The sequence below is a fragment of the Roseibium sp. MB-4 genome, from assembly GCF_053005265.1.
Genome location: NZ_JBRKQB010000004.1, coordinates 20,398 through 44,377 on the forward strand (window position 1 = coordinate 20,398; position 23,980 = coordinate 44,377).

At 57.4% G+C, this 23,980-nt stretch carries 20 protein-coding genes; 13 read left to right on the forward strand and 7 right to left on the reverse strand.

From position 1 onward, the window contains the following. Positions 1 to 8: 8 nt before the first annotated feature. The 6 genes from ACVDG4_RS19540 (at position 9) to ACVDG4_RS19565 (ending at position 11,968) form a co-directional block, all read left to right on the forward strand. On the forward strand, positions 9 to 1,730 hold the full coding sequence (locus ACVDG4_RS19540) for an ABC transporter ATP-binding protein (RefSeq protein ID WP_306149123.1): 1,722 nt from the start codon (positions 9 to 11) through the stop codon (positions 1,728 to 1,730). 597 nt (positions 1,731 to 2,327) lie between these two features. Beyond that, complete coding sequence (locus ACVDG4_RS19545) at positions 2,328 to 3,896, forward strand: HAD family hydrolase (protein WP_447236352.1); 1,569 nt, start codon at positions 2,328 to 2,330, stop codon at positions 3,894 to 3,896. A gap of 84 nt (positions 3,897 to 3,980) precedes the next feature. Continuing rightward, positions 3,981 to 5,777, forward strand: a complete 1,797-nt coding sequence (locus ACVDG4_RS19550; RefSeq protein WP_447236353.1) for an IlvD/Edd family dehydratase — start codon at positions 3,981 to 3,983, stop codon at positions 5,775 to 5,777. A 131-nt stretch (positions 5,778 to 5,908) separates the two neighbouring features. Then, positions 5,909 to 8,371, forward strand: coding sequence for a hybrid sensor histidine kinase/response regulator (locus tag ACVDG4_RS19555; RefSeq protein WP_447236354.1), 2,463 nt, complete (start codon positions 5,909 to 5,911; stop codon positions 8,369 to 8,371). A 315-nt stretch (positions 8,372 to 8,686) separates the two neighbouring features. Next, a complete protein-coding gene (olsB, locus tag ACVDG4_RS19560) occupies positions 8,687 to 9,556 on the forward strand; it encodes a l-ornithine N(alpha)-acyltransferase (protein ID WP_447236740.1) in 870 nt (289 codons plus the stop codon). A 135-nt stretch (positions 9,557 to 9,691) separates the two neighbouring features. Further along, a complete protein-coding gene (locus tag ACVDG4_RS19565; protein WP_447236355.1) occupies positions 9,692 to 11,968 on the forward strand; it encodes a transglycosylase domain-containing protein in 2,277 nt (758 codons plus the stop codon). A 40-nt stretch (positions 11,969 to 12,008) separates the two neighbouring features. Here ACVDG4_RS19565 and ACVDG4_RS19570 read toward each other — a convergent pair whose 3' ends face one another. The 6 genes from ACVDG4_RS19570 to rph all read right to left on the reverse strand — a co-directional run bounded on the left by ACVDG4_RS19570 (position 12,009) and on the right by rph (position 17,845). Continuing rightward, the gene (locus ACVDG4_RS19570) at positions 12,009 to 12,770 is read right to left on the reverse strand and encodes a M48 family metallopeptidase (RefSeq protein WP_447236356.1); all 762 of its coding nucleotides are present in this window, start codon (positions 12,768 to 12,770) and stop codon (positions 12,009 to 12,011) included. A 120-nt stretch (positions 12,771 to 12,890) separates the two neighbouring features. Next, the gene (locus ACVDG4_RS19575; protein WP_166672846.1) at positions 12,891 to 13,316 is read right to left on the reverse strand and encodes a DUF2852 domain-containing protein; all 426 of its coding nucleotides are present in this window, start codon (positions 13,314 to 13,316) and stop codon (positions 12,891 to 12,893) included. 164 nt (positions 13,317 to 13,480) lie between these two features. Beyond that, entirely contained in the window at positions 13,481 to 15,040 is a 1,560-nt protein-coding gene (gene phaZ / locus ACVDG4_RS19580) for a polyhydroxyalkanoate depolymerase (protein WP_522731724.1), read from the reverse strand. 270 nt (positions 15,041 to 15,310) lie between these two features. Continuing rightward, positions 15,311 to 16,474, reverse strand: a complete 1,164-nt coding sequence (gene hemW / locus ACVDG4_RS19585; RefSeq protein ID WP_447236357.1) for a radical SAM family heme chaperone HemW — start codon at positions 16,472 to 16,474, stop codon at positions 15,311 to 15,313. Positions 16,475 to 16,479: 5 nt separating this feature from the next. Then, positions 16,480 to 17,118 carry an RdgB/HAM1 family non-canonical purine NTP pyrophosphatase gene (gene rdgB / locus ACVDG4_RS19590; protein WP_447236358.1) on the reverse strand — a complete coding sequence of 213 codons (639 nt, stop codon included), beginning with the start codon at positions 17,116 to 17,118 and terminating at the stop codon, positions 16,480 to 16,482. Positions 17,119 to 17,131: 13 nt separating this feature from the next. Continuing rightward, the gene (gene rph, locus ACVDG4_RS19595; RefSeq protein ID WP_133952690.1) at positions 17,132 to 17,845 is read right to left on the reverse strand and encodes a ribonuclease PH; all 714 of its coding nucleotides are present in this window, start codon (positions 17,843 to 17,845) and stop codon (positions 17,132 to 17,134) included. 148 nt (positions 17,846 to 17,993) lie between these two features. Here rph and hrcA point away from each other — a divergent pair, with 148 nt between their 5' ends. The 5 genes from hrcA to trpB all read left to right on the forward strand — a co-directional run bounded on the left by hrcA (position 17,994) and on the right by trpB (position 22,215). After that, the gene (gene hrcA / locus ACVDG4_RS19600) at positions 17,994 to 19,085 is read left to right on the forward strand and encodes a heat-inducible transcriptional repressor HrcA (protein WP_447236742.1); all 1,092 of its coding nucleotides are present in this window, start codon (positions 17,994 to 17,996) and stop codon (positions 19,083 to 19,085) included. A gap of 65 nt (positions 19,086 to 19,150) precedes the next feature. Beyond that, positions 19,151 to 19,960: a HesA/MoeB/ThiF family protein gene (locus ACVDG4_RS19605; RefSeq protein WP_447236359.1), complete on the forward strand. Its 810-nt coding sequence runs from the start codon at positions 19,151 to 19,153 to the stop codon at positions 19,958 to 19,960. A gap of 83 nt (positions 19,961 to 20,043) precedes the next feature. Further along, positions 20,044 to 20,274 (forward strand): DUF2798 domain-containing protein, encoded by a 231-nt coding sequence (locus ACVDG4_RS19610; protein WP_420339279.1) that lies wholly within the window; start codon positions 20,044 to 20,046, stop codon positions 20,272 to 20,274. 56 nt (positions 20,275 to 20,330) lie between these two features. Beyond that, positions 20,331 to 20,996, forward strand: a complete 666-nt coding sequence (locus ACVDG4_RS19615) for a phosphoribosylanthranilate isomerase (RefSeq protein ID WP_447236360.1) — start codon at positions 20,331 to 20,333, stop codon at positions 20,994 to 20,996. 13 nt (positions 20,997 to 21,009) lie between these two features. Further along, a complete protein-coding gene (trpB, locus tag ACVDG4_RS19620; protein ID WP_133952850.1) occupies positions 21,010 to 22,215 on the forward strand; it encodes a tryptophan synthase subunit beta in 1,206 nt (401 codons plus the stop codon). 51 nt (positions 22,216 to 22,266) lie between these two features. Here trpB and ACVDG4_RS19625 read toward each other — a convergent pair whose 3' ends face one another. Beyond that, complete coding sequence (locus tag ACVDG4_RS19625) at positions 22,267 to 22,485, reverse strand: hypothetical protein (RefSeq protein ID WP_447236361.1); 219 nt, start codon at positions 22,483 to 22,485, stop codon at positions 22,267 to 22,269. Between the two features lie 247 nt (positions 22,486 to 22,732). Here ACVDG4_RS19625 and ACVDG4_RS19630 point away from each other — a divergent pair, with 247 nt between their 5' ends. Together ACVDG4_RS19630 and trpA are read left to right on the forward strand one after the other, a co-directional pair. Next, complete coding sequence (locus ACVDG4_RS19630; protein WP_447236362.1) at positions 22,733 to 22,903, forward strand: hypothetical protein; 171 nt, start codon at positions 22,733 to 22,735, stop codon at positions 22,901 to 22,903. Between the two features lie 161 nt (positions 22,904 to 23,064). Continuing rightward, entirely contained in the window at positions 23,065 to 23,898 is an 834-nt protein-coding gene (gene trpA, locus ACVDG4_RS19635) for a tryptophan synthase subunit alpha (RefSeq protein ID WP_055673125.1), read from the forward strand. Positions 23,899 to 23,980: the final 82 nt, after the last annotated feature.

Genomic DNA, 23,980 nt, shown 5'->3' on the forward strand with positions numbered 1-23,980 from the left:
TGCCTCCCGTGAACGTCCTAGATATCAAAGACCTTCGGGTCGAGTTCCCGGGCCGCAAATCGGTTTTCGTTGCGGTTGAAGGGGTGAGCTTGAAAGTGGATGCCGGCAAGATCCTCGGCGTGGTCGGGGAATCAGGCGCTGGCAAGTCCACCGTCGGCAACGCCGTGATCGGACTTCTACAGGAGCCCGGCCACATTGCAGGCGGTGAAGTCTATCTGCATGGCCAGCGGATCGATGAACTGCCCTACAAGAAAATGCGACAGCTCAGGGGCCGGAAGATCGGCATGATCTTCCAGGATCCCCTGACCTCGCTGGATCCGTTGCAGACGGTGGAGTCACAGCTGGTGGAGACAATCCGCACGCACCTGCCACTTTCTGCAAAGGAAGCACAGCAGCGGGCGATTGAATTGATCGACGCGGTCGGCATTCCCAATCCTGCTGAGCGGATCAAACAGTACCCGCACCAGTTCTCAGGTGGCATGCGCCAGCGTGTTGTAATCGCGCTCGCACTTTGCGCCGAGCCAGAGCTTGTGATTGCTGATGAGCCGACCACAGCGCTTGATGTGTCCATCCAGGCACAAATCCTGGAGCTGATGAAAAAGCTCTGTGAAGAACGAAACGTTGCAATGCTCGTGATCACCCACGACATGGGCGTGATTGCGGACATTACCGACCATGTTGCGGTGATGTATCACGGCGAGCTGGTGGAGTACGGGGAAACCAATCAGGTCCTCGGCGCTCCGAAACATCCCTATACGCAGAGCCTGATTTCCGCCGTGCCCCGGCCAGATATCAAGGTCGAGCGATTCCCGGTGGTCAACTACATCGAGAAGGCTGGCACGCCGCAAAAACATATCGACATCTCCACCCACTGGCTCGGCAAGTCCCGGGACTATGACAAGGTGACAGGGCCTCTGGTCCAGATCCGGGACCTGGAAATGCGCTTTGAGACCAAGGGATCGATTTTCCCCTCGAAGCGGGAATACTTCCATGCGGTCAAAAAGGTCAGTTTCGATATTCACGAAGGCGAGACCTTCGGTGTCGTCGGTGAGAGTGGCTCTGGTAAATCCACGATCGCACGTGTGATTACCGGGCTTTATCACCCGAGCGGTGGATCGATCCTCTTCGGCAAGACGGAACTGACATCACTGAAGAACCAGAAAGAAATTCTGGCGATGCGCCGGCAAATGCAGATGATCTTCCAGGATCCCTATTCGTCGCTCAATGCGCGGATGCGGGTTAAGGACATCATTGCCGAGCCGATCAAGTTCCACAAACTGGCCTCCAGCAATTCTGAAGTCCGCCAGATCGTGGATGATCTGCTGGATCATGTCGGCTTGGGCGCGGCCGCGGGCCAGAAGTTCCCGCATGAGTTTTCCGGTGGTCAGCGCCAGCGGATCTCAATTGCGCGAGCCCTTGCGACCCGTCCGCGTTTCTTGATCTGTGATGAACCGACGTCCGCGTTGGACGTATCGATCCAGGCACAGATCCTCAATCTTCTGAAAGATCTGCAGGAAGAGCTAGGGCTGACTATGATGTTCATCAGTCACGACCTCGCGGTGATCCGCCAGATGTGTAACCGGATCGGTGTCATGCGCAACGGTGAGCTCTGCGAAGTCGCAGACTGCGATCAGCTGTTTGAGAACCCGCAGCACGAATATACGCAGCAGCTTCTCAATCTGATGCCGTCAATGGAACTGCTGTCCCGAGCCAATCTGGAAACAGCCTGATACCTCAAAGCTTTGCACTGTCCCGCCTTCCGCGGGACAGTGTCCCAAACCAGCTAAGTCACTGTTTATGAGTCTTTTTTGAGATTCGCCTGAGTCGTCCACTTGACTCTGAAGACACCCCTGATTCCCGATTTACCGCCCAGCGATAGTCACAGTGGACTCCGGACCCGGCAATTGTTGCCGCCCCTGTTTTCAAGTCTTTTCCATTTAGTGTTTTCACCGATATTCAACTCCCCATCAATCGTAATTCCGGTTCATGAGAAATATCTTCGGCGTATTTCTGCAGATTATTATTAAATAAAAAATCTATTTTTCTCCGCCAAAATTCGTTGCAATGATCTTTTATTTTATAATAATAGATTTTATCTATTCTTAATTTCCATATTGATTCATATAAACTCTATTTTACTTTTCCCTCCGGCATTGTATTTCGATCCAATCGACCAAATCATCGGTATTCCTGCCAAGAGGCGAAGCCGTTCCCCGTTGGAGCTATCTGACCGCCAGATTGAAGCACAGACCGCCTGTACTGCATTTTCAATCCGGAGCGACACCCGGCGTCACGCGACCGGGAAAGCACAGGGAACGGGGATCATCATGCAACAGGCCGCAAAAAAGCCGGCTCTCTCACTGGAAGTCATCAGCAGGGCGACACTGATCGCAATCGCATCAACTCTTCTCGCCGTAGCATCAGCGCATTCAGGCACAGAACCAAACACTGTGTCCGTTATCAGCCTCTGCGCGATGTCGGTTCTGTTCTCAGCCACCAGTCTGGCTTTCTGTCCGGAAGCCGCGGCTGGACGGAGCTTGAACTATGCAACGGCGCTCGTTTGCGGGGGACTGCTGATTGTAGATCCCTTCCTCCCATTCATTTCAACCGGAGGAATCACCCCCCATGCCCCTGCGTTTTCCGCCGGACTCATGATGATCCTTCGCGCACTCGCTGTTTGGATCCTGCCACCACGTGGCGAACGGACCGGGCTCAAAGAAGGTTTTGCGTCCAGCCAACTCAGCCTTCTATGCGGCGGCCTTTGGCTTGGCGTAAATCCCGATCAGGCACCGATAGCCGCTGTTGTCTGCCTGGTGCTCTCCTGGCCCTATCTTGTTGATGGCATCAACGCCTTTGCTGACAAGGTCTATTTGGAAGCGGCCAGGGCCGCCGGTGTTCGGAGCCTTGGGACTGCTGCATTCGCCAAGGTCGCGTCAGCCCGCGATATCGTCATCGACAAGGCTGCCGTCATGTCGAGCCCAAACCTGGTGGTGACCAATGTCATGGCTTTCAACAATGAACCCAAAACACTGCTTGCCGTTGCCGCATCGGCTGAAAGCGGGAGCGATCATCCCGTCGCAGAAGCTTTGCGCCAACTGGCGGCGCAATGGCGTGTCGACATCAAGCGGCCCGATCGCTTCGAGCAAGCGCCTGGGCTAGGCGCAGTCGCCTTACTCGGCGGGCAAAGTGTCGTGATCGGCACGGCCAACCTGATGCAGAAGCACAAGATCGACAGCTTCACCGCCGACGCCATTGCCCGCTCACTTGAAGCAGACGGCAAAACGGTTCTCAGGGTTGCAGTTGGCGGCCGGGTTGTTGGTGTCCTCGGCCTTGAAGGCACTTTGCGTCAGGATGCAGGTGTTGCTGCCTTTGCGCTGCGCGGGGAAGGCCTCGTACCCTGGCTCTATAGCGGAGACAGTGAAAAGACGCGCGAAGCCCTTGCCAACATGCTGGGCCTGGAACCAGTTGCAGACCCGCGTCCCGGCGAAAGCGCAGCGGAAGCCGCACACCGCTGTTTGGGCGATCAACAACCTTTGGTGCTGACCCTGTCGCAGGATCGCACCTCTTTGGAGTTGAGATCCGTCCATGAGACCACAGAAGATCACAGCACGCCGCAAACGGTGATCCTGGCCGTGAGCAACACCGAAGACATCGGCGCTTTTCCTGCACTTAAGGACCTTGCCATGCGACGCACGGCGCTCGCCGCCCACGCGCAACGGTTTTTGTCGGGCCTGTCGATCTTGTGCGGGGTTTGCGGTGGTTCGTTGCTGCTCCCCATGTCGGCGGCCCCTGTTCTATTCCTTGTCAGTCTCACCGTCCTCTGGGCTTTCGCGCGTTATTCTGTTGCGGATCGCAAACAGGAAACAAACGCAGGGAGCCTGATCGCAGCGAGTTGATCTAATGCGCTTTACAAGCCTGTTCGAGCGGGTATTTATCGGCTCACACCCTCTGCCGTGAGGGGAACAGAGGGTAAGGCGCTGATGACACACACCAAGACACCGAATTTCCGTTCTGCCGCTTGGTTCAACAACCCAGACAACCCGGGGATGACGGCGCTTTACATCGAACGCTATCTGAATTTCGGGATTACCCGCGAAGAACTGCAGTCCGGAAAACCGATCATTGGCATCGCCCAGACAGGGTCGGATCTCTCACCGTGCAACCGCCACCACCTTGAGCTTGCCAAGCGTGTGCGCGAAGGCATTCGGGACGCTGGCGGGATCGCATTTGAATTCCCCGTGCATCCGATTCAGGAAACCGGACGGCGGCCAACCGCAACGCTCGACCGGAACCTCGCCTATCTCGGTCTTGTCGAATTGCTGCATGGATACCCGCTTGATGGGGTTGTCCTGACCATCGGCTGTGACAAGACCACACCGGCCTGCCTGATGGCCGCCGCGACGGTCAACATCCCGGCAATCGCCTTGTCGGTCGGTCCGATGCTCAACGGCTGGCACAAGGGTGAGCGTACAGGTTCGGGCACCATCGTCTGGAAAGCCCGGCAAATGCTGGCCGCGGGCGACATCGACTATGACGGCTTCATGGATCTTGTCGCCTCATCCGCCCCCTCTGTTGGCTATTGCAACACGATGGGCACGGCAACGACCATGAATTCTCTCGCAGAAGCTCTTGGTATGCAGCTTCCGGGCGCGGCCGCCATTCCAGCGCCTTACCGGGAACGCGGCGCCATCTCCTATGAAACCGGCCGCCGGATCGTGGAAATGGCTTATGAGGACCTGAAACCGTCCGACATCATGACCCGGCAAGCCTTCGAAAACGCGATCGTCGTGAATTCGGCAATTGGCGGGTCCACAAACGCTCCAATTCATTTGAACGGCATCGCCCGGCATCTTGGGATCGAGCTCACGAATGACGATTGGCAGAAGATTGGTCATGACGTGCCGCTTCTGGTCAATCTTCAGCCCGCCGGCGCCTATTTGGGTGAAGATTACTTCCACGCGGGCGGTGTCCCGGCTGTTGTTGCCGAGCTACTCCGCCATCGACAAATTCCGCATCCAGACGCGCTGACAGCAAACGGGAAAACGATTGAGGCAAACTGCGCCGGCGTTGTCACCGATCTGCCCGATGTCATCAAACCATTCGACGCGCCGATGCTGGAAAAGGCCGGGTTCTTGAACCTGAAGGGCAACCTCTTCGACAGCGCGATCATGAAAACCAGCGTGATCTCTGAAGAGTTCCGCAACCGCTACCTCTCAAATCCGAACGACCCGGATGCTTTTGAAGGCCGCGCGATCGTTTTCGAAGGACCGGAGGATTACCATCACCGGATTGACGATCCGGAGCTGGAGATCGATGAAAACTGTATTCTGTTCGTTCGCGGAACAGGTCCGATCGGTTACCCGGGCGGGGCTGAGGTGGTGAACATGCAGCCCCCGGCAGCGCTCATCAAACAGGGAATCACGGCGCTGCCATGCATCGGCGACGGCCGGCAATCCGGCACATCAGGTTCTCCCTCGATCCTGAATGCAGCACCCGAGGCCGCTGCAATGGGCGGATTGGCGGTGTTGCAAACCGGGGATCGTGTGCGGATCGATCTGAAAGCAGGATCAGCCAACATTCTCATATCGGACGAAGAATTGGCCCAGCGCCGCGCACAGCTTGAAGAAAGCGGGGGGTTCCAAGTTGCCGAGAGCCAAACGCCCTGGCAGGAAATCCAGCGCGGTATGGTGGCCCAGTTCGACAAGGGCATGGTTTTGGAGCCCGCAGTCAAATATCAGGACGTCGCGCACAAAGGTCTGCCCCGCGACAATCACTGAGCGACAAGATATCGGTGTGTGCTGAAAACTCCCGAGGAGACTTACATCCTCGGAAAAACTGCCAATGAAACGATTTTTCAAAGATTCCCGTGCACTGTGACCTGAACTGGGTCTTGTAGTGAGTAGGTTTCTTGGGCAGTTACACCAGCAAAACAGCGTCGTCTACCGAGATGGACGCTGCTCTGGACAAAGAGCAGCGCGCCACCGATCCGTCTGCTGAAGAGCAGGTCACCATCGCCGCGAATACCAGCGACATCGACCTCGACGGTGCTGTGGTCGACACCCGTGCGAAGCGGCCCAGCCGGACCACTTTCGATTTCGACGACATACCGGAAGTTGGCCCTGGACGCCGAGCCACAGACATTCCGGTGGATGCGCCTGCAAAAGCACTTCAGAACCTAGCAACGGTTGGATTGGTCATCGCTTTGGCGGCCGCCCTCTATGTCGTTGCCGGAGAAGGCATCAACCGCTTCTTCGGGGTCGGACTGGCATTCTTTGCAGGTGGTTTGGCGGTTTGGCGCTTGTTTGCCGATGACATGCAGCGCTCTATCCAGTCCCTGCAGCACAAGGACGAAAAGATCCGCCGCTTGATGGCGCGTTGTGAGGAATTGGAAGACCGGGCTTGGGAACTCGGTGAGTCCGACGAACGGCACGCCAGTATTCTTGGGACGCTCGGCGACGTGGTCATCCGGCGCGACCAAGCCGGCACGATCACCTACGCCAATTCCGCTGCGGACGATGTTTTTGGAAAAGACCATGAGCTGCAGCCCGGGCGGCTGATGCAATTGCCGATCGCGAACAAGGCTGCAGGTGAGATATTCGATCTGGATGCACCGGCGGAAAACAACGGCGGCATTGGTTTTGGCGACCTTCGGCTGCGCACCGCCCAAGGCGAGCGCTGGTTTTCGCGGATCGATATTCCGGTCCGGGACACCGCAACCGACCGGCAGTTGGTCCAGACCGTCTTGCGCGATGTCACCGAGCGCCGCTTGATCGAAGAAGAGCTGCTCGCGGCCCGCCACTCTGCTGAAACCTCCAACGAAGCCAAATCCCGGTTCCTCGCAACGGTAAGCCATGAAATCCGCACACCGCTGAACGGCGTTCTCGGCATGGCAGCACTTTTGCGCGACACACGCCTGACCAAGGAACAGAGCGCCTATATCGAGGCACTGGAAACTTCCGGCGAAACCTTGCTGCTTCTGATCGACGAAGTGCTCGATTTTTCAAAGGTTGAGGCAGGAAAACTTGATATTCACGCCGCTCCGGTCAAAGTCGGTGCATTGGCTGAAAGCGTGGTCGAACTACTGGCGCCGAAAGCCCATGCGAAGCACCTCGAAATTGGTACGTTGATCGATTCCCGCCTGCCGGAACACGTCACGCTTGACGCAACCCGTGTGCGCCAAATTCTCTTCAATCTCATCGGAAACGGCGTCAAGTTCACCGATGAAGGCGGTGTTGCCGTTGAGCTCCACGGCCGTCGGAACCTTGAAGGTGGCGGCTTCCTCGATCTGGTTGTGCGGGATACCGGCATCGGTTTTGCCGCCGACGAGGCGGAACGCCTGTTCCAAGAGTTTGAACAGGTCGATCATGGGCCTGCCAGAAAGTTTGGCGGCACCGGCCTTGGCCTCGCCATCGCGCAACGACTGGCCCACTTGATGGGCGGCGGCATCAGCGCGCGCCCCGCTTCAGAAGGCGGTGCACTTTTTGAAGTTTCCCTGCCAATCCCGGAAGACCTGACCGAAACCTCAGACCCGCGCCTGGAGAAGTTTTCCGGCAGAAAGATCGTTTTCGTCACCTCCAGCCGGATCGAGTGCCCCCTAATTGCCAACCGGCTGGAACAGCATGACGCGACCGTCTCGGTTCTGGAGCCTGGCAACGAAGGGCTGGATACGGCCCTCATGGCTGCTGACCTACTTGTCGTTGACAATTCGGCGCTTTCGGACAGCGCCGGATGGCTGGCATCGGCGCACCTGAGCGGGTGCAAAGCACCGGCTGTCGTCTTGATCTCACCGCCAGAGCGTGACCGCCTGGAGCATCTAAGGGAAGCCGGCTATGCGGCTTATCTGATCCGCCCCGTGCGCATTGACACGCTTGTTCAGGTGTTCTCGGGCCTTTTGGACGCCGAGACCACCGACCATGCCTGGGACGTCAGTGCAGAACCCGTTCAAAACAGTTTCCTCTCCAACCGTGCCGCGGTACCCGGTCGGCCCCTGAAATTGCTGGTCGCAGAAGACAATGACATCAACCGCCTGCTCAGCGAGGCCATGTTGCGCAAGCTCGGCCACGTCCCGGTGATGGTCGTGGACGGCGAAAAGGCTGTCGTCGAAGCGGCAAGCGGGACATTTGATGCGATCCTCATGGACCTTCACATGCCGGGCCTTGATGGGATCAGCGCCGTCAAGCAAATCCGCCGCGACGAGCGTGATAGTGGACGTCCTGAAGTGCCAGTCCTTATTGTCACGGCTGATGTTATGCAGGAAGCCCGGGATCAGGCGGCCGACGTTGGAGCCGCGGGCTATCTCACGAAACCACTATCGGTAGACGATATCTCAGACGCTCTTGCGGAAATTGGACGGATGAAAGCTGCCGGCTAACCGGCGCACTCCCGCCAGCGGTTCACGACCGGCAGATTTCCAAATAACCATCTTGTAATATAAGCTGGCCTTGAAAGACGCCGGGCTCAACCCAATGTCATGCAGATGTCGGAAAAGTATGGTCTACGGCTTTGTCAATCCAGAGCCAGCATAGATTCGCAATCTGAGCCGGCATAGGAAGACTGGCGGAGATCCAAGCGGTCAATGCAATGATCCGGCCCGGTTTTCGACAAGAAACAGACGAAGGGTGGACCGTCCATGATGCGCCAGAACCTATTTTCTCCAAGAAAACTGGTGCGGAAATTTACGCCTGCGATGCGCCCGCTGCCAGCTGTCCCGCACGGGGCCGTTCAGATGCCGGTCAAAACCGGCGACACCCTTGGACGTATCGGATCCCTCGAAGTGCGCATGGCGCGCAATTTCAAGGAAGTCAAAAAAGCCCAGCGCCTTCGCTATGAAGTGTTTTATGAAGAAATGTCCGCAGTCGCCGACGCACAGACTTTGGCAACACGGCGCGACGCCGATCCTTTCGATGCCTATTGCGACCATCTCCTGGTTGTAGATCACGCCTCTCTCAAGCGAAACAAGCTCGGCCGTTTGAAGCCCGAAATCGTCGGCACCTACCGTGTTTTGCGCCAGGATGTTGCGGACCGGCATGGCGGGTTCTACACATCCGCAGAATACGACATCCAGTCATTGATCGATGCCAATCCCGGCAAACGGTTCATGGAGCTTGGCCGGTCCTGCGTTCTGAAACCTTACCGGAACAAGAAGACCATCGAGCTGCTCTGGCACGGTCTTTGGTCTTACATTTTGCGGCACAAGATCGACGTCATGCTGGGCTGTGCATCCATTGAAGGGACCAACCCCGACGCCATGGCTGATCAGCTGGGTTTTCTGCACCACAATTCACTTGCGCCGGAAGAATGGCGGGTTCGCGCTGTCGAGAACCGCTTTGTGGATATGAATCGCAGGCCCGCTTCCGACATCAACCAGAAGGAAGCCCTCCGGGCGCTGCCGCCGCTCATCAAAGGGTATCTTCGTCTGGGGGCTTTTGTCGGCGACGGTGCGGTGATTGACCATCAGTTCGGGACGACCGACGTGTTGATCGTGATGCCGGTTTCAGAACTGAACACAAGGTATGTAAACTACTATGGCGCCGACGCGAGCCGCTACGCCAGCTAATCGTCCGTTGTGGATCGAATCTCCATTCTGAAGCCCAATTTCCGAAAGGCTTAACGCCCCCTTAAATCGCCGCATTCTAGAATCATGACCGGGGAAAGCCGGAGTTTCCGGCAACTTGGTATGGGACGGAAATTGATGGCGCCACGGGCGAAACGCCAGGCACGGGTCGAGCCGACTTTCGGCGCATCCAGCAGCAGTCTGCTGGACCTGCGGCTGCGCCCGGATGACCGTCCGAGCGGCCCGTCGGGCAAGAAGCGCACGAAGGCCAAGACCACATCCAAATCGAAGCCCAAGTCCAAAGCTGGCAGCACCCCGAAGTCAAAGAAACCCTCGTCTGCCAAGTCCACCTCTCAGCGTGGCAGTGCGAAATCGAGGTCCGGAAGTTCGAAGGGCAGAGGTGGCCGGTCCGGCGCCAAGCGCCGCAGCCAGAAAAGAAAAGCCCGGTCATCGTTCATGCCCGCTCTGGGCAGGCTTGTAAAACGCGGACTTTACTGGAGCGCGGTCCTTGGAATATGGGCAGGCATCGCTGTCGTTTGTATTGTTGGCTATTATGCCGCTTACCTCCCGCCGACATCCGAATGGCAGGTTCCAGCAAGGCCGCCAAACGTAAAAATCGTTGCTGCCAACGGCCAGCTGATCGCAAACAGAGGCGATACAGGCGGCGAAGCTGTCCGTCTCGAACAATTGCCACCTTATTTGCCTAATGCGGTGATCGCGATTGAGGATCGCCGCTACCGGTCCCATTTCGGCATTGACCCCATTGGCCTTGGCCGGGCCTTCGTCACAAACATCACGACAGGCCGGCTCGTGCAAGGCGGTTCGACGCTCACACAGCAGCTTGCCAAAAACCTGTTTCTGGAGCCGGACCGGACGATCAAACGGAAGATCCAGGAGCTGGTCCTCGCGTTCTGGCTGGAGGCCGAATACTCCAAGGACGAGATCCTGGAGATGTATCTGAACCGGGTCTATCTTGGCTCAGGCGCTTACGGCGTTGATGCCGCCGCGCGCCGCTATTTCGGCAAGTCCGCCCGGCTCATGACAATTGCAGAAGCGGCCACGATCGCGGGGCTCTTGAAGGCGCCGTCCCGTTTTTCTCCCGCTGTCAATCCGGATCTTGCGGAAGACCGGGCTCAGCTTGTGCTCGCTGCGATGCACGAAGAAGGGTACATCACCTCAGATGAGGCCAAGAATGCTTTGGCTGCCCCGGCAAAGGTCGTCCGCCGCTACACAACCGCCAGTGAGAATTATGCCGCTGACTGGGTGATGGACGTCCTGCCGCACTTTGTCGGATCCATAGACAGCGACATCATCGTCGATACAACAATCGACCCAAGCATCCAGCAGGCTGCAGAAGCCGCACTTCGCTCAGCCATCTCGGAAAACCGGCAAGCTTTGGGCGTGTCGCAAGGCGCAATTGTTACAATGGATACGGCTGGCGCGGTCAAGGCGATGGTCGGTGGGGCCGATTACTCCAAGAGCCAGTTCAACCGCGCCGTCTATGCCAAACGTCAGCCAGGCTCTGCGTTCAAACCGTTTGTTTATCTGGCTGCTCTTGAAAACGGCATGTCGCCACAAACCGTCCGCCAGGATCAGCCGATCACCATCGGTGGCTGGTCGCCGAAAAACTATACAAAACAATATTATGGCCCCGTTACACTGACACGCGCCTTGAGCCTGTCTCTCAACACTGTGGCCGCTCGACTTGCCTACGAAGTGGGGGCAGGCAATGTCGCCTCAACGGCACGGCGTCTTGGGATCACATCGGATTTGAAAACTAACCTGTCCCTTTCGCTGGGCACGTCGGAAGTCACGCCCCTAGAAATAGCCGCCGCCTATGTCCCGTTTTCCAACGGCGGTTACGGGGTTCTGCCGCACATCATCCGGCGGATCAAAACCGTGGACGGGAAGACGATCTACTCTCGAACCGGCGATGGCCGGGGCCGCGTGGTTGACCGGCGCGATGTCGGCAACATGAACTTGATGATGTCGGAAACGCTTCTGACCGGAACCGGCCGGAAGGCCCGGCTGGAAGATGGCCGCCCGGCCGGCGGCAAAACCGGCACCAGTCAGGCGTTTCGTGATGCCTGGTTCATTGGCTACACGGGCAACATGACGACGGCCGTCTGGTTCGGCAATGACGACAATTCCCCGACCAAGAAGGCATCAGGGGGCAAGATTGCCGCCGAAGTGTGGAAATCGGTGATGGATTCCGCGCACAAGAGCCGTCCTGTGGCAGATCTGCCAGGCGTTCCAAGCCTGCCTGCGACCGTTTCTGCACCCAAACGACCGGTGGCTCCACCGTCCAGCACCGGACCTGACAGCGGCCCTGTGCCTCCGGCTGGTGTTGGTGATACGGGTGAACGGAAAGGACCACTCAACCTGTTGCGCAACCTCTTTGGCGGCGGTGGTTAGATCAGCGCGCAATTTCCTGAACGCACGACGGTTCAGTGCCTCATCCGTAGCCGTGCAGCCGGACCCCGTGTTCTTTGAGCCAGACTCGGGCTTCAGGTGTTTGCGGAGCAAGCTCTTCGCACAAGCGCCAAAACCGGTCCGAGTGGTTCATTTCCTTCAAATGCGCCACCTCGTGGGCCGCGACATAATCCAGAATGTCCGGTGGTGCCAGGATAAGTCGCCAGGAGAAGGACAATCGGCCGTTGGACGCGCACGAGCCCCAGCGGCTCTTGGTGTCGCGAACACTGATCGCGGCAATCTTCTTGCCAATCTTTGCCGCATGATCTTCGGCGCGTTCCGTTAAGTCAGCCTTCGCCTGACCCTTCAACCAGGTGGTCACCTTCCTCGGCGCGTGCTCCTCAGCACCGGGCACGAGCAGTGCCGGGGTCCCGCACACAGCCTGTCCAGTAGAGACCAGACCACGAAGCTGACCGGTCGGGACGATCAAGTGCTCTTTGCCCCTCAGCGGCACGAGATCGCCGGGACGCAACGCAACGTGGTCCGGCCGGCCTTCAAGCCGCTCAAGGAGCCAATCGATGTGCTGGCGGGCAAACCGCTCGGCCCTTTGTAAATCACCACCTTTCGGCACCGTCAGAACCGGTCCGGAATGGTCCGCCGGCAATCGCAAGAGATAGCGCTGCGCTCTTGGATTGGCGCGCAACCGAATGCGCACCGGCACGTCACCAGTGTCTATTTCGATGTGGTCCGGCAGTGCCGGTTTTCGGGCGCGCAGATTGGTCCCCAAGCGTTTCAGTCGAATCATTGTGGGTGAATATTAGGCGAGAAAGCCGGTCGTTTAAACGGACGAAAGCGGCGCTTTTCAAGGCGCCGCTCTCGGTCTGACCGCCCGGGGATAAGGCGGCTCTGGGAGGAGGTATCAGACTTAGGCCGGGTTTGCTTCCGGCCCGGTGTTGGGACGGCCACGATTGGCCATGAAGCGATCGAACTCTTCCTGATCACGCGCACGGCGCAACTCAGTCAGGAACTCATCGAATTCGTTGCGCATGGCGTCGATCTTCGCCCGCTCTTCCTCAAGACGTTTCAATTCGCGCTCACGATACTCATCGAACGCAACATTGCCGGTCCGGCTGTAAGAAGGCTTGTTCATGTTTTCAAATGCTCCTTTCAGCGGACTTCCACGCCATTGATCCCGCGCGTCGCGCGCCATTCCCTCAAATCTGTCGCCCCACAAAATGTAGGCCAACATGGCGAGGCCCAGCGGCCAGAACACCACGAACCCAAGCACCATCAGACCAATGGTCATCGGCGTCCAGGCAGGTTTAATCATGCAGCTTTTGGTCGTCGTCATTGTCCTATCCATTAAAGACATCCACGACCTTGAGGTGGGGATTGACGCAGCGCGCTTCAAGGATTTGTGATCCGGATTCGAGCGTTCCCGCACCCCAAACGAGAAAATCCCCACCGTTTCCGGCGGGGATTTCAATCTTGAAAAAGCGAGCGCGGATTATCGCGTCAGCTTACCGTTTCAGACAACTGACGGGCCTGCTCGATCCAATTGTCACGCGCCATACGACCACGGAAATCCAGTTTGGAATCAAGCGCTTCAATCTGCTCATCAGTCAGCGACGCGATCTGCCAGTAATGGAAGATGCCTGCCTCGTTGAGCGCTGCTTGTAGTTTGGGACCGACACCGCTGATCGCGGTCAAATCGTCAGCGACACCCTTTGGCTTGGCCAACAGGATTTTTTCCAGTGGTGCCTTGGACGGTGCGGCCGCAGACGCAGCTTTGGCAGGTGCAGTAGCCGGTTTTGACGCTGCAGGCGCCGATTTCTTGCCGCGCATATCCGCCCGGTTCGAACGGATGAAATCCATCACGCGCGGTGCGATTTCTGCACGCCAACGGGATCCGTTGAAGACACCGTAGTGGCCGACATTGGGCTGCTCGTAGTGCGCCTTCATATCGTCTGCAAGGTTGGTGCAGAGCGCATGCGCGGCTTTCGTCTGACCCCGGCCTGTGATGTCGTCCTTTTCACCTTCGACTGTGAGAAGAGCCGTATGCGTAATCTTGGTGCAATCCACCAAGCGCCCATTGTGCATCATCGTGCCTTGGGGCAGCGAATGGTCGATGAAGACTGTTTCGACCGTCTGAAGGTAGAATTCGGCCGTCAAATCCATGACTGCGAGATATTCGTCATAGAACTCGCGATGTTTTTCCGCGCTGTCGCCGTCACCTTCCACAAGGTGCTGGAAGAAGTCCTTGTGCGCAGTCACATGCCGGTCGAGGTTCATGCTCATGAAACCGGACAACTGCAGGAAGCCCGGATAGACATCGCGCATGAAACCAGGGTGCGGGAAGGGCACCTTCATGATGACGTTGTTCTTGAACCAGTCGATTCCCTTGGAAACGGCGAGGTCATTCACTGCGGTCGGCGCAACGCGGGTGTCAATCGGTCCGCCCATCAAGGTCATTGTGGACGGAACATATGGGTCGTCCCGGTCTTCCATCACGGCAACGGCGGCCAGAACCGGAACGGATGGTTGGCAAACGCCAAGCACATGAGCGTCCGGGCCGAGGAAGTGCAGCATCGAAATGATGTAATCGATGTAGTCGTCCAGATCGAACTTGCCGTCCTGGATCGGAACCATCCGCGCATCGATCCAGTCCGTGATGTAAACATCAGCGTTTGGCAGCAACGCTTCGACAGTGCCGCGGAGCAGTGTCGCATAGTGTCCAGACATCGGCGCAACGATCAGTATCTTCGGGTCGTTGCGCTGTGTGGTGACGCCGCGCTCAAAGCGGATCAGATCACAGAACGGCCGGCTCCATACCGCGGTTTCCCGCACTGGGACCCGGACACCGCCGACAACCGTATCGTCAATGCCGAACTCCGGCTTGCCATAGCGCCGTGTTGTGCGTTCTAGAACCTCACAGCTGGCGGCAATTTGCCGGCCCATGCTGGTGTGGGTCATCGGGTTCAGAGGATTTTGAAAATACAGCTTGGTCATATCTGCCATTGCGCGCAGAGGCGCCATAGCCGCATGGTTCAGCTCGTAAAGATGATAAAAAGGCAAAGGGGCATCTCCTTTGTTCAGGTAGTTGCTACCCGCCGTTTTTATGAACTCGGAATACATGACGGTTGTTCCTGCACCACCTGTTGCATTGCAGCAGGATAGCCACGCCACTTGGCCCCGGCAATACTGGTAATTGGTAGGGACCCGGTCATTCTAGACCTTTTTTCGGCGAACGAATTATTTTGCCGCCAAAGCAGTTACCCGGTGATTAAGAAAGTTAGCTATTTAAATCAAAGTGATAAATGTATTAAAGCGCTCAAGAAAATCAGGTTATGCAGCCAAATCCGCGACCACAGCGTCCAGAACAAAAAATCCTTCCCGCGTTGCACGAACCCGGTTTTCCCCGAGTTCTTCCACCATTCCGTGTTCCAGAAGGTCGTTTAAACGCTTGGGATCGACGGATCGGTGCGCAAACGCCTCATAGCGTTTAAGATCAATCCCTTCGGTCAACCGCAGTCCCATAAGCAGGAATTCATCACCCTGCTCTTCTTCGTTAAGGCCGGAGAATTCGATCATGCCGTGGCCGTTCTGCTCAACAGTCTCCAGCCAGGTTTCAGGGTGGCGCTCGACGGACGTCGCCATCCGGTTCACTCCGACGGATAAACGGCCATGGGCGCCCGGACCAACGCCCACATAATCGCCATAACGCCAATAGACGAGATTGTGACGGCATTCGGCGCCGGGCTTGGCGTGGTTGGACACTTCATAGGCCGGCAAGCCTTCAGCTTCCGTAACCTTCTGCGTCAACTCATAAAACTCTGCGCCCAAATCCTGATCCGGCATGGTCAGCTTGCCAGCGTGATAGAGCGTGTAGAAGGGTGTGCCTTCCTCGATCGTCAGCTGGTAGAGCGACAGGTGATCAGCCGCGAGAGCAATAGCGTCCATCAGCTCAGCTTCCCACTGCGTCAAGGTCTGATTGGGCCGGGCGTAGATCAGATCAAAGGACAAGCGCGGGAAGGTCGCCCGGGCCGTTTCAATCGCCCGGCGGGCCGTCGCGGCGTCGTGCAAGCGGCCAAGCAGTTTCAGGTCTTCATCGTGAAGCGACTGAACGCCCAAAGAGACGCGGTTCACGCCGGCTGCCCGGTATCCTCTAAAGCGCTCTGCTTCCACCGAGGTCGGATTGGCTTCCAGAGAAATTTCAACATTCGGGTCCAGTGACCAACGGTCTGAAATTGCGGTCAGAACACGTTCAACGGTCGCCGGCTCCATCAGAGACGGGGTCCCGCCACCCAAAAATACCGACTGGACCACCTTGCCTTGTGTCATCTCGGCGAAATGGCTCAATTCACGCTCGAATGCGGCCGCAAAGCGGGCTTGATCGACAGGCTGGTGGCGCACATGCGAATTGAAATCACAATACGGGCATTTAGCCGCACAAAACGGCCAATGCACATAAATGCCAAATCCCGCATCTGACGCCTGGATCGGTGCCACGTCGATTATCCCTCCAAACAGGCCTTAGCGAAGAGCTCGAAGGCGCGCGAGCGGTGCGACAAGGCAGGTGTATCCGGACCCCAGCCGTGTTTTTCCTCCGACGTCATCTCGCCGAAGGTGCGCTCATGTCCGTCCGGCTGAAACACCGGATCGTAGCCAAAACCTTGAGTGCCGCGCGGCGGCCAGACGATTTGGCCTTCCACCTCACCACGGAAGAATTCCTTGTGCCCATCCGGCCAGGCCAGGCACAACACCGCGACAAACGAGCCGCGGCGGCGCTCCGGTGTCGTTGCCCCGGCCGATTGGAGTTTTTCTTCCACGGTGCGCATCGCCATGGCGAAGTCCTTGTCAGGCCCCGCCCAGCGCGCGGAATAAATACCGGGATCTCCGTTCAGTTCGGCTACACAGAAGCCGCTGTCATCGGCCAAGGCCGGCAGATTGGCGGCCGTTGCGGACGCCACAGCCTTGATTTCGGCATTCGCTTCAAACGTCGTTCCGGTCTCTTCCGGCTCAGGAAGGCCGAGATCCCCCGCAGAGACCACCTCAAACCCGTAGGGCTGCAGGAGCTCATTGATCTCGCGCAGCTTGCCCTTGTTGTGGCTGGCAACAACCAGCTTTCCCGGTTCCAGTTTGCGGTGGCTCATGGTGGTCACGTCCTTACAGGATTGCCATTTTCTGAAGGTCGACCAAGCGTGTGATCCCTGCCTTTGCAAGGTTCATCAGCTGACCGAACTCGTCCTCGGAGAACGGCTTGCCTTCCGCTGTGCCCTGAATTTCCACGATGCCGCCAGATCCGGTCATGACGAAATTGGCGTCAGTCTCGGCCGTGCTGTCTTCATCATAGTCCAGATCAAGGACCGGTGTGTTTTCGTAAATCCCGCAGGAAATCGCCGCAATGTGGTCGGTCAACACCTCCCCGGACACCATGTCCCGGGCTTTCATCCACTCAACACAGTCGCGCAAAGCCACCCAGGCCCCGGTGATAGCAGCGGTTCGCGTGCCGCCATCAGCCTGGATGACATCGCAATCGACGGAAATCTGGACTTCGCCCAGCGCCTGCAGATCCACAACGGCACGCAGGGAGCGGCCAATCAGGCGCTGGATTTCCTGTGTGCGGCCGGACTGTTTGCCAGCGCTCGCCTCACGGCGCATCCGGCTGCCGGTGGCACGTGGCAGCATGCCATATTCGGCAGTGACCCAGCCCTTGTTCTGGCCGCGCAGCCACGGCGGGACGCGCTCTTCCAGGCTTGCGGTACACAGCACATGCGTATCGCCGAACTTCACCAGGCACGAGCCCTCGGCATGTTTGGACACGCCACGCTCCAGCGTGACGGCACGAAGTTCATCGGCAGCGCGTTTTGAAGGACGCATGGCTCTCCCTTTCAGCCCGTTATCAAGGCAAAACCCAAAGGTTCACCCCGTTTGTTCACGGCCTTTTAGACCCCATTTCCCGGCGCCGTAAAGGCCAAGCTTCACCATTGGACCGTTTTGCGCCTATATCTTGAAGAATGAGCGTTGGATCAACGCGTTTTTGGTGACCGTAACGGAGACAAACACCTTGAGCCTCAGCGACCTCGACAGAAGATCCCGGGAAATCTTCCGCTCGATCGTGGAATCCTATCTTGATACCGGAGAGCCGGTCGGCTCGCGCAACATCTCGCGCAATCCCAACATTTCGCTATCACCAGCCTCGATTCGCAATGTGATGTCGGATCTGGAGCACATGGGCCTCCTGCATTCGCCGCATACCAGCGCCGGACGCCTTCCAACAGAAATGGGCCTCAGGTTTTTTGTTGATGCGCTGCTTGAGGTCGGCGATTTGACCCAGGAAGAGCGCCGCCAGATCGATGTTCAGGTCAAGGCCTCTCAACAGGCCAATTCCGCAGAACAGGTTCTGACAGAGGCGAGCCAATTGCTGTCAGGCCTGTCGATGGGCGCAGGTGTTGTGCTGACCCATAAGTCCGACATGCGGCTGAAGCACATTGAGTTTGTCCGCATTGAACCACTGAAGGCGCTCGCCATTCTGGTTGGAGAAGATGGATCGGTCGAAAACAGGGTCGTTGAACTGCCGCCAAATCTACCATCCTCCGCGCTGGTCGAAGCCTCGAACTACCTGAATTCCATGATCCAGGGACGCACGATCAGCGAGATTCGATCTGAACTTGAAAAAGTGCGCGCGGCGGATCAGGCCGAACTGGATCAACTCAGTCAAAAAGTCATTGATGCCGGCCTCGCCGTATGGACCGGGGAAAACGGTGTCACGGATCCCGGTACGCTGATTGTCCGCGGCCGGTCCAATCTGTTGTCCGACCTGGATGCCGCCGAGGATCTGGAGCGGATCAAGCTTTTGTTCGACGATCTGGAGAACAAGAAGGATCTCATTCAGCTTCTGGGCCTGGCCGAAAAAGGCGAGGGCGTCCGTATATTCATTGGCTCGGAGAACAATCTCTTTTCCTTGTCCGGATCCTCCCTAGTGGTTTCGCCCTACCGGGACAGCAACCAGCGGATCGTCGGCGCACTCGGCGTCATTGGGCCAACCCGGCTGAATTATTCGAGAGTCATTCCGATGGTTGACTACACAGCGCGGCTGGTCAGCCGAATTTTGGGCTAACGCTTGATCGAAACCATTATGTGCCCCCATCTAAGCAATGAAATCTCAGGACAGGCCTCCTCATTATGCAGTCATTGTCGCCCGCTGAACTGGAACGCTACGCCCGCCATATTGTCCTTCAGGACATCGGCGGAGCCGGGCAACAGAAACTGAAAGCCGCGAAGGTTCTGATAATTGGCGCCGGAGGTCTGGGCGCGCCGGTGTTGCAGTACCTGGCCGCCGCCGGGGTCGGGATGCTTGGCATCGTGGATGATGACGCCGTCTCGCTTTCCAACCTGCAGCGACAGGTGATCCACGACACCAACCAGCTGGGCGAGCCGAAGGTCGCGAGCGCTGCTGAAGCCATTGCAAGACTCAATCCGAATGTCGAGGTGAGACCATTTCCGTTCCGGATCACCGGCCAAAACGCTCTGCAGCTGATTTCCGCCTTTGATCTGGTGGTCGATGGATCAGACAACTTCGACACGCGCTATCTTGTGTCGGACGCCTGTTTTTTTGCCAAGAAACCGCTGGTGACGGCGGCTGTCGGTCAATTTGATGGCTCTATCACCACCTTGCGGCCCTTTGAGAGTGGCGAAGATGGCACTCCCAATCCGACTTATCGGTGCCTCTTCCCGCAAAAGCCCCGGGCCGGATTGTTGCCGACTTGCGAACAGGCTGGCGTTCTTGGCGCACTGACAGGAATTCTCGGCACCATGCAGGCCATGGAAGTGTTGAAAGAACTCACCGGTACAGGCGAGGGGCTCACTGGCCGGCTGATGATGTTTGATGCGAAGGCTTTCCGGATGGAAACCATCCGCTACAAATGCTCGCCCAAAAATCCACTCAATGGTGACAATCCGAAAACCTGGGCCGAGTTGCTGGAAGAGGGATAACTCCTCCTGCCACACACTTGATCAGCGCCGATCAGGCTCTTTGTCACGTAGTAAGCATTCATTCCAAGGATCCGGACCCACCCATGCATCCAAAATTCGCTCCTTACCTTTTCGGCGCCATGCTGTCCGGATCCATGTCGTTCCTTGTGTCCGGCATCGCGACGTTCCGAGCGGTCGGACCGCATCCAGAATTTTTTAGTTTCTGGATTGAGTCCTGGTTGTTTGCCTGGGCGGTCGCGTTTCCCGCTGTCCTCGTTCTCGCGCCGATCGTGCGCAAAATTGTCGCGAAACTGGTAAAACAACCGGAAGAATGAAGGGGGAAGCCATCTCCTTTTGACAAACCCTTCCGCAGCGGCGATACCTCGAAGCCATGTCGGATATCAAAGTTAAAATCTGCGGTCTGTCGACCGAAGACACCATGCAGGCGGCCCTTCATGCGGGCGCAGATATGGTCGGGCTGGTGTTCTTTCCCAAAAGCCCGCGCCATGTAAACCTGTCAGATGCCTGCAAGCTTGCGGATATGGCGCGCGGCAAAGCCGACATCGTCGCCCTGACAGTCAATATGGATCTGGACGGATTGTCGCGGATCAACGAGCTGGTCGCGCCAGACTATTTCCAGTTTCACGGCAGCGAAGCCCCGGAATCCCTCGCAGCCGCCAAGGTGATGCATGGCAAGAAGATCATGAAAGCGATCTCCGTTTCCGATAAATCGGATCTGGAACAGGCGCTTTACTACTCTATTGTAGCTGACCGGATCCTTTTCGACGCCAAACCGCCGGCGGGATCAAACATCCCGGGTGGCAATGGTGTTTCGTTTGACTGGACACTTTTGAAAGATCTTGACCTGAAGAAGCCGTTCATGCTTTCGGGTGGATTGAACATGGACAACGTTGCCGAGGCAATCCGCCTGAGCGGAGCCAAGGAAATCGACCTGTCGTCCGGAGTTGAGCGCGAACGCGGCGTCAAGGACCCGGCATTGATCCGATCCTTCCTGGCGAAGGTAAAGGACATTCAGGCGGAAGCGGTTAAGGAGTAAACGCGTGAACGATATGGCGAACAGTATCCGGACCGGTCCGGACGATCGCGGGCATTTCGGCATTTTTGGTGGCCGGTATGTTGCCGAGACCCTGATGCCGCTGATCCTGGATCTGGAAGAGCATTACAAAGCCGCCAAGAACGATCCGGACTTTCTGGCCGAAGTCAAAAGTCTCAATACCCATTACACCGGCCGGCCGTCTCCGCTGTATTTTGCAGAGCGGCTGACCGAGGAACTGGGCGGTGCGAAGATCTATTTCAAGCGGGATGAGCTGAATCACACCGGCTCCCACAAGATCAACAACTGCCTGGGCCAGATCCTGCTTGCCAAGCGCATGGGCAAGACCCGGATCATCGCAGAAACAGGTGCCGGGCAGCATGGCGTTGCAACTGCAACCGTTTGTGCGCGTTTTGGCCTCCCCTGTGTTGTATACATGGGTGCGACAGACGTTGAGCGGCAAAAACCGAACGTGTTCCGGATGAAGCTCTTGGGCGCGGAGATCGTCCCGGTCACCGCCGGCGCCGGTACGCTCAAAGACGCCATGAACGAGGCGCTCCGCGACTGGGTCACCAACGTTGACGATACCTATTACCTGATCGGGACGGCCGCTGGTCCGCACCCGTATCCGGAATTGGTGCGCGACTTCCAGTCCGTGATCGGCAAGGAACTGCGCGAACAGATGCTCGAAGCCGAAGGCCGTCTTCCGGACGTCCTCGTGGCTGCCGTTGGCGGCGGTTCCAATGCCATCGGCCTGTTTCATCCTTTCCTGGATGACAAGGACGTGAAAATCGTTGGTGTTGAAGCCGGTGGCCGTGGCCTGACCGGTGAAGAACACTGCGCTTCCTTGAATGCCGGCAAGCCCGGCGTCCTTCACGGAAACCGTACGTATCTGATGCAGGATGACGACGGCCAGATTCTCGAAGGTCACTCGATTTCTGCTGGTCTCGATTACCCCGGGATCGGTCCCGAACACTCTTGGCTGAAAGAAATCGGCCGTGCCGAATACATCCCGATCATGGATGACGAAGCCTTGGCCGCTTTCCAGATGCTGACACGGGTTGAGGGCATCATCCCGGCGCTGGAACCGGCTCACGCCCTGGCACAGGTTGCAAAGATGGCTCCGCAGATGGACAAGGATCAGATTATCGTCATGAACCTATGCGGCCGCGGCGACAAGGATGTTTTCGCAGTCGGCGAGATGCTTGGCTTCGACCTGTAAGCTGCAACACCACAGCTAAAAAGAAGCCGCGCACCCCAAGGTGCGCGGCTTTTATTTTGCGGGCGTTTCTGCGTCGAAAACCGCTTCCAGCAGCAATTGTTGTCCACGCGCGTCCAGACGCTTGGCCTGGCGTACCAAACCGGGATCGGCCGGAAGACGGGCCGCGATCCTTGGTATCCGCGCTGGCACATGGCCGCTGAGGTCGCGCATACGCCGCATGAGTTTCTCATGAAACGGCATTGGAGCCGGTTCGAAGAGGGAGTGGGCCATTTTCGGCTCCTTTTGTTCTTGGCTATGGCAGGAATATAGGCGCACCAAGTGCACATTTCCAGTTCGAAAATTTGACGATGGGCTGATCTGCACGGGATGCAGAGCGGCCTGGGCCATAGAAGTCTGATCGCCCAGGTCCGCCAATTCGGTAATGCTGCAATGCAAAACCGGCGCTACTCACATCCATGCGGTTGTTTACATTAGAGGAAACAAACTCAGCTTCTCAAAGACCTCAAAGGATGTTCCGATGGCTTTTCGTTCGGTTTCCAGTTTTCTGGACCAAATCGGTCAGGCTCAACGTATGAGCGCCGACTACAATCGGATGCGCCAAATGTCGCCAGAAAGCCTGTCCCGGATGGGTGTTGAGCGTAACGACATCGCAAACCACCTCTACAATAAGTACTTCGGCGGCCGGTAAACGCGCCAAATTGTCCTCATTTGACGCATCAAAGACCGTCGAGACCCTTAGGAGGCCGCAAAGAACCGTTCTTTGATTGACATCCCCTTGCCCGCTCCCCTACATCGCTCTGATGATTGGCAGGCAGCGACAGCCTGCGTCTGTGGCAAGAGGACAGCTGAATGACGGAAACGCGTATCGATCGACGGTTCAAGGCATGTGCCGACGCAGGCCGACCGGCTCTGGTCACGTTCATAACCGCGGGCGATCCCGATCTCGAAACGTCACAAGCCATTCTCAATGCCCTTCCGGCAGCCGGAGCAGATGTGATCGAACTCGGCATGCCGTTTTCCGATCCGATGGCAGAAGGCATTCCGATCCAGCTTGCCAACCAGCGCGCACTTGCCGCCGGTCACACCATGGACAACACATTGGACATGGTGCGGACGTTCCGCAAACAGGATCAGGATACGCCGATCATTCTGATGGGCTACTTCAACCCGATCTACGTACGCGATCCGAAGAAATTCGTTCACGTCGCCAAGGAAGCAGGCGTAGACGGTTTCATCATCGTTGATGTACCGGCAGAAGCCGACGATGAATTCTGCATTCCGGCCTTGGAAGCCGGTTTGAACTTCATTCGTCTTGCGACCCCAACGACCGATGACAAACGCCTTCCGGCAGTTCTGGCCAATACCTCCGGTTTCGTCTATTACGTTTCCGTGACTGGTATTACCGGCGCGCAGATTGCCGATACCGGTCGTGTCACAGCGGCTGTCAACCGCATCAAGGGTCATACAGATCTGCCGGTTGCTGTCGGTTTTGGCGTTAAAACGGCCGATCAGGCTGCCGTCATCGGCAAGGACGCTGACGGTGTCGTCGTCGGCTCGGTGCTGGTGAACGCGGTCAAGGACAGCCTGGATGCTGACGGCAAGGCAACAGACAAGACCGTGCAAGCCGTTGCCGACGTGGTCGCAGATCTTGCATCAGGTTGCGCGCGGGCCCGGGCCGCCTAAAGGTAAGGCCTTAAAAATGTACGTTTTCCGGCGGACATATCGCTCCGCTGTTGTGTAACTTGAGTAGACGGACGCGTTTAAC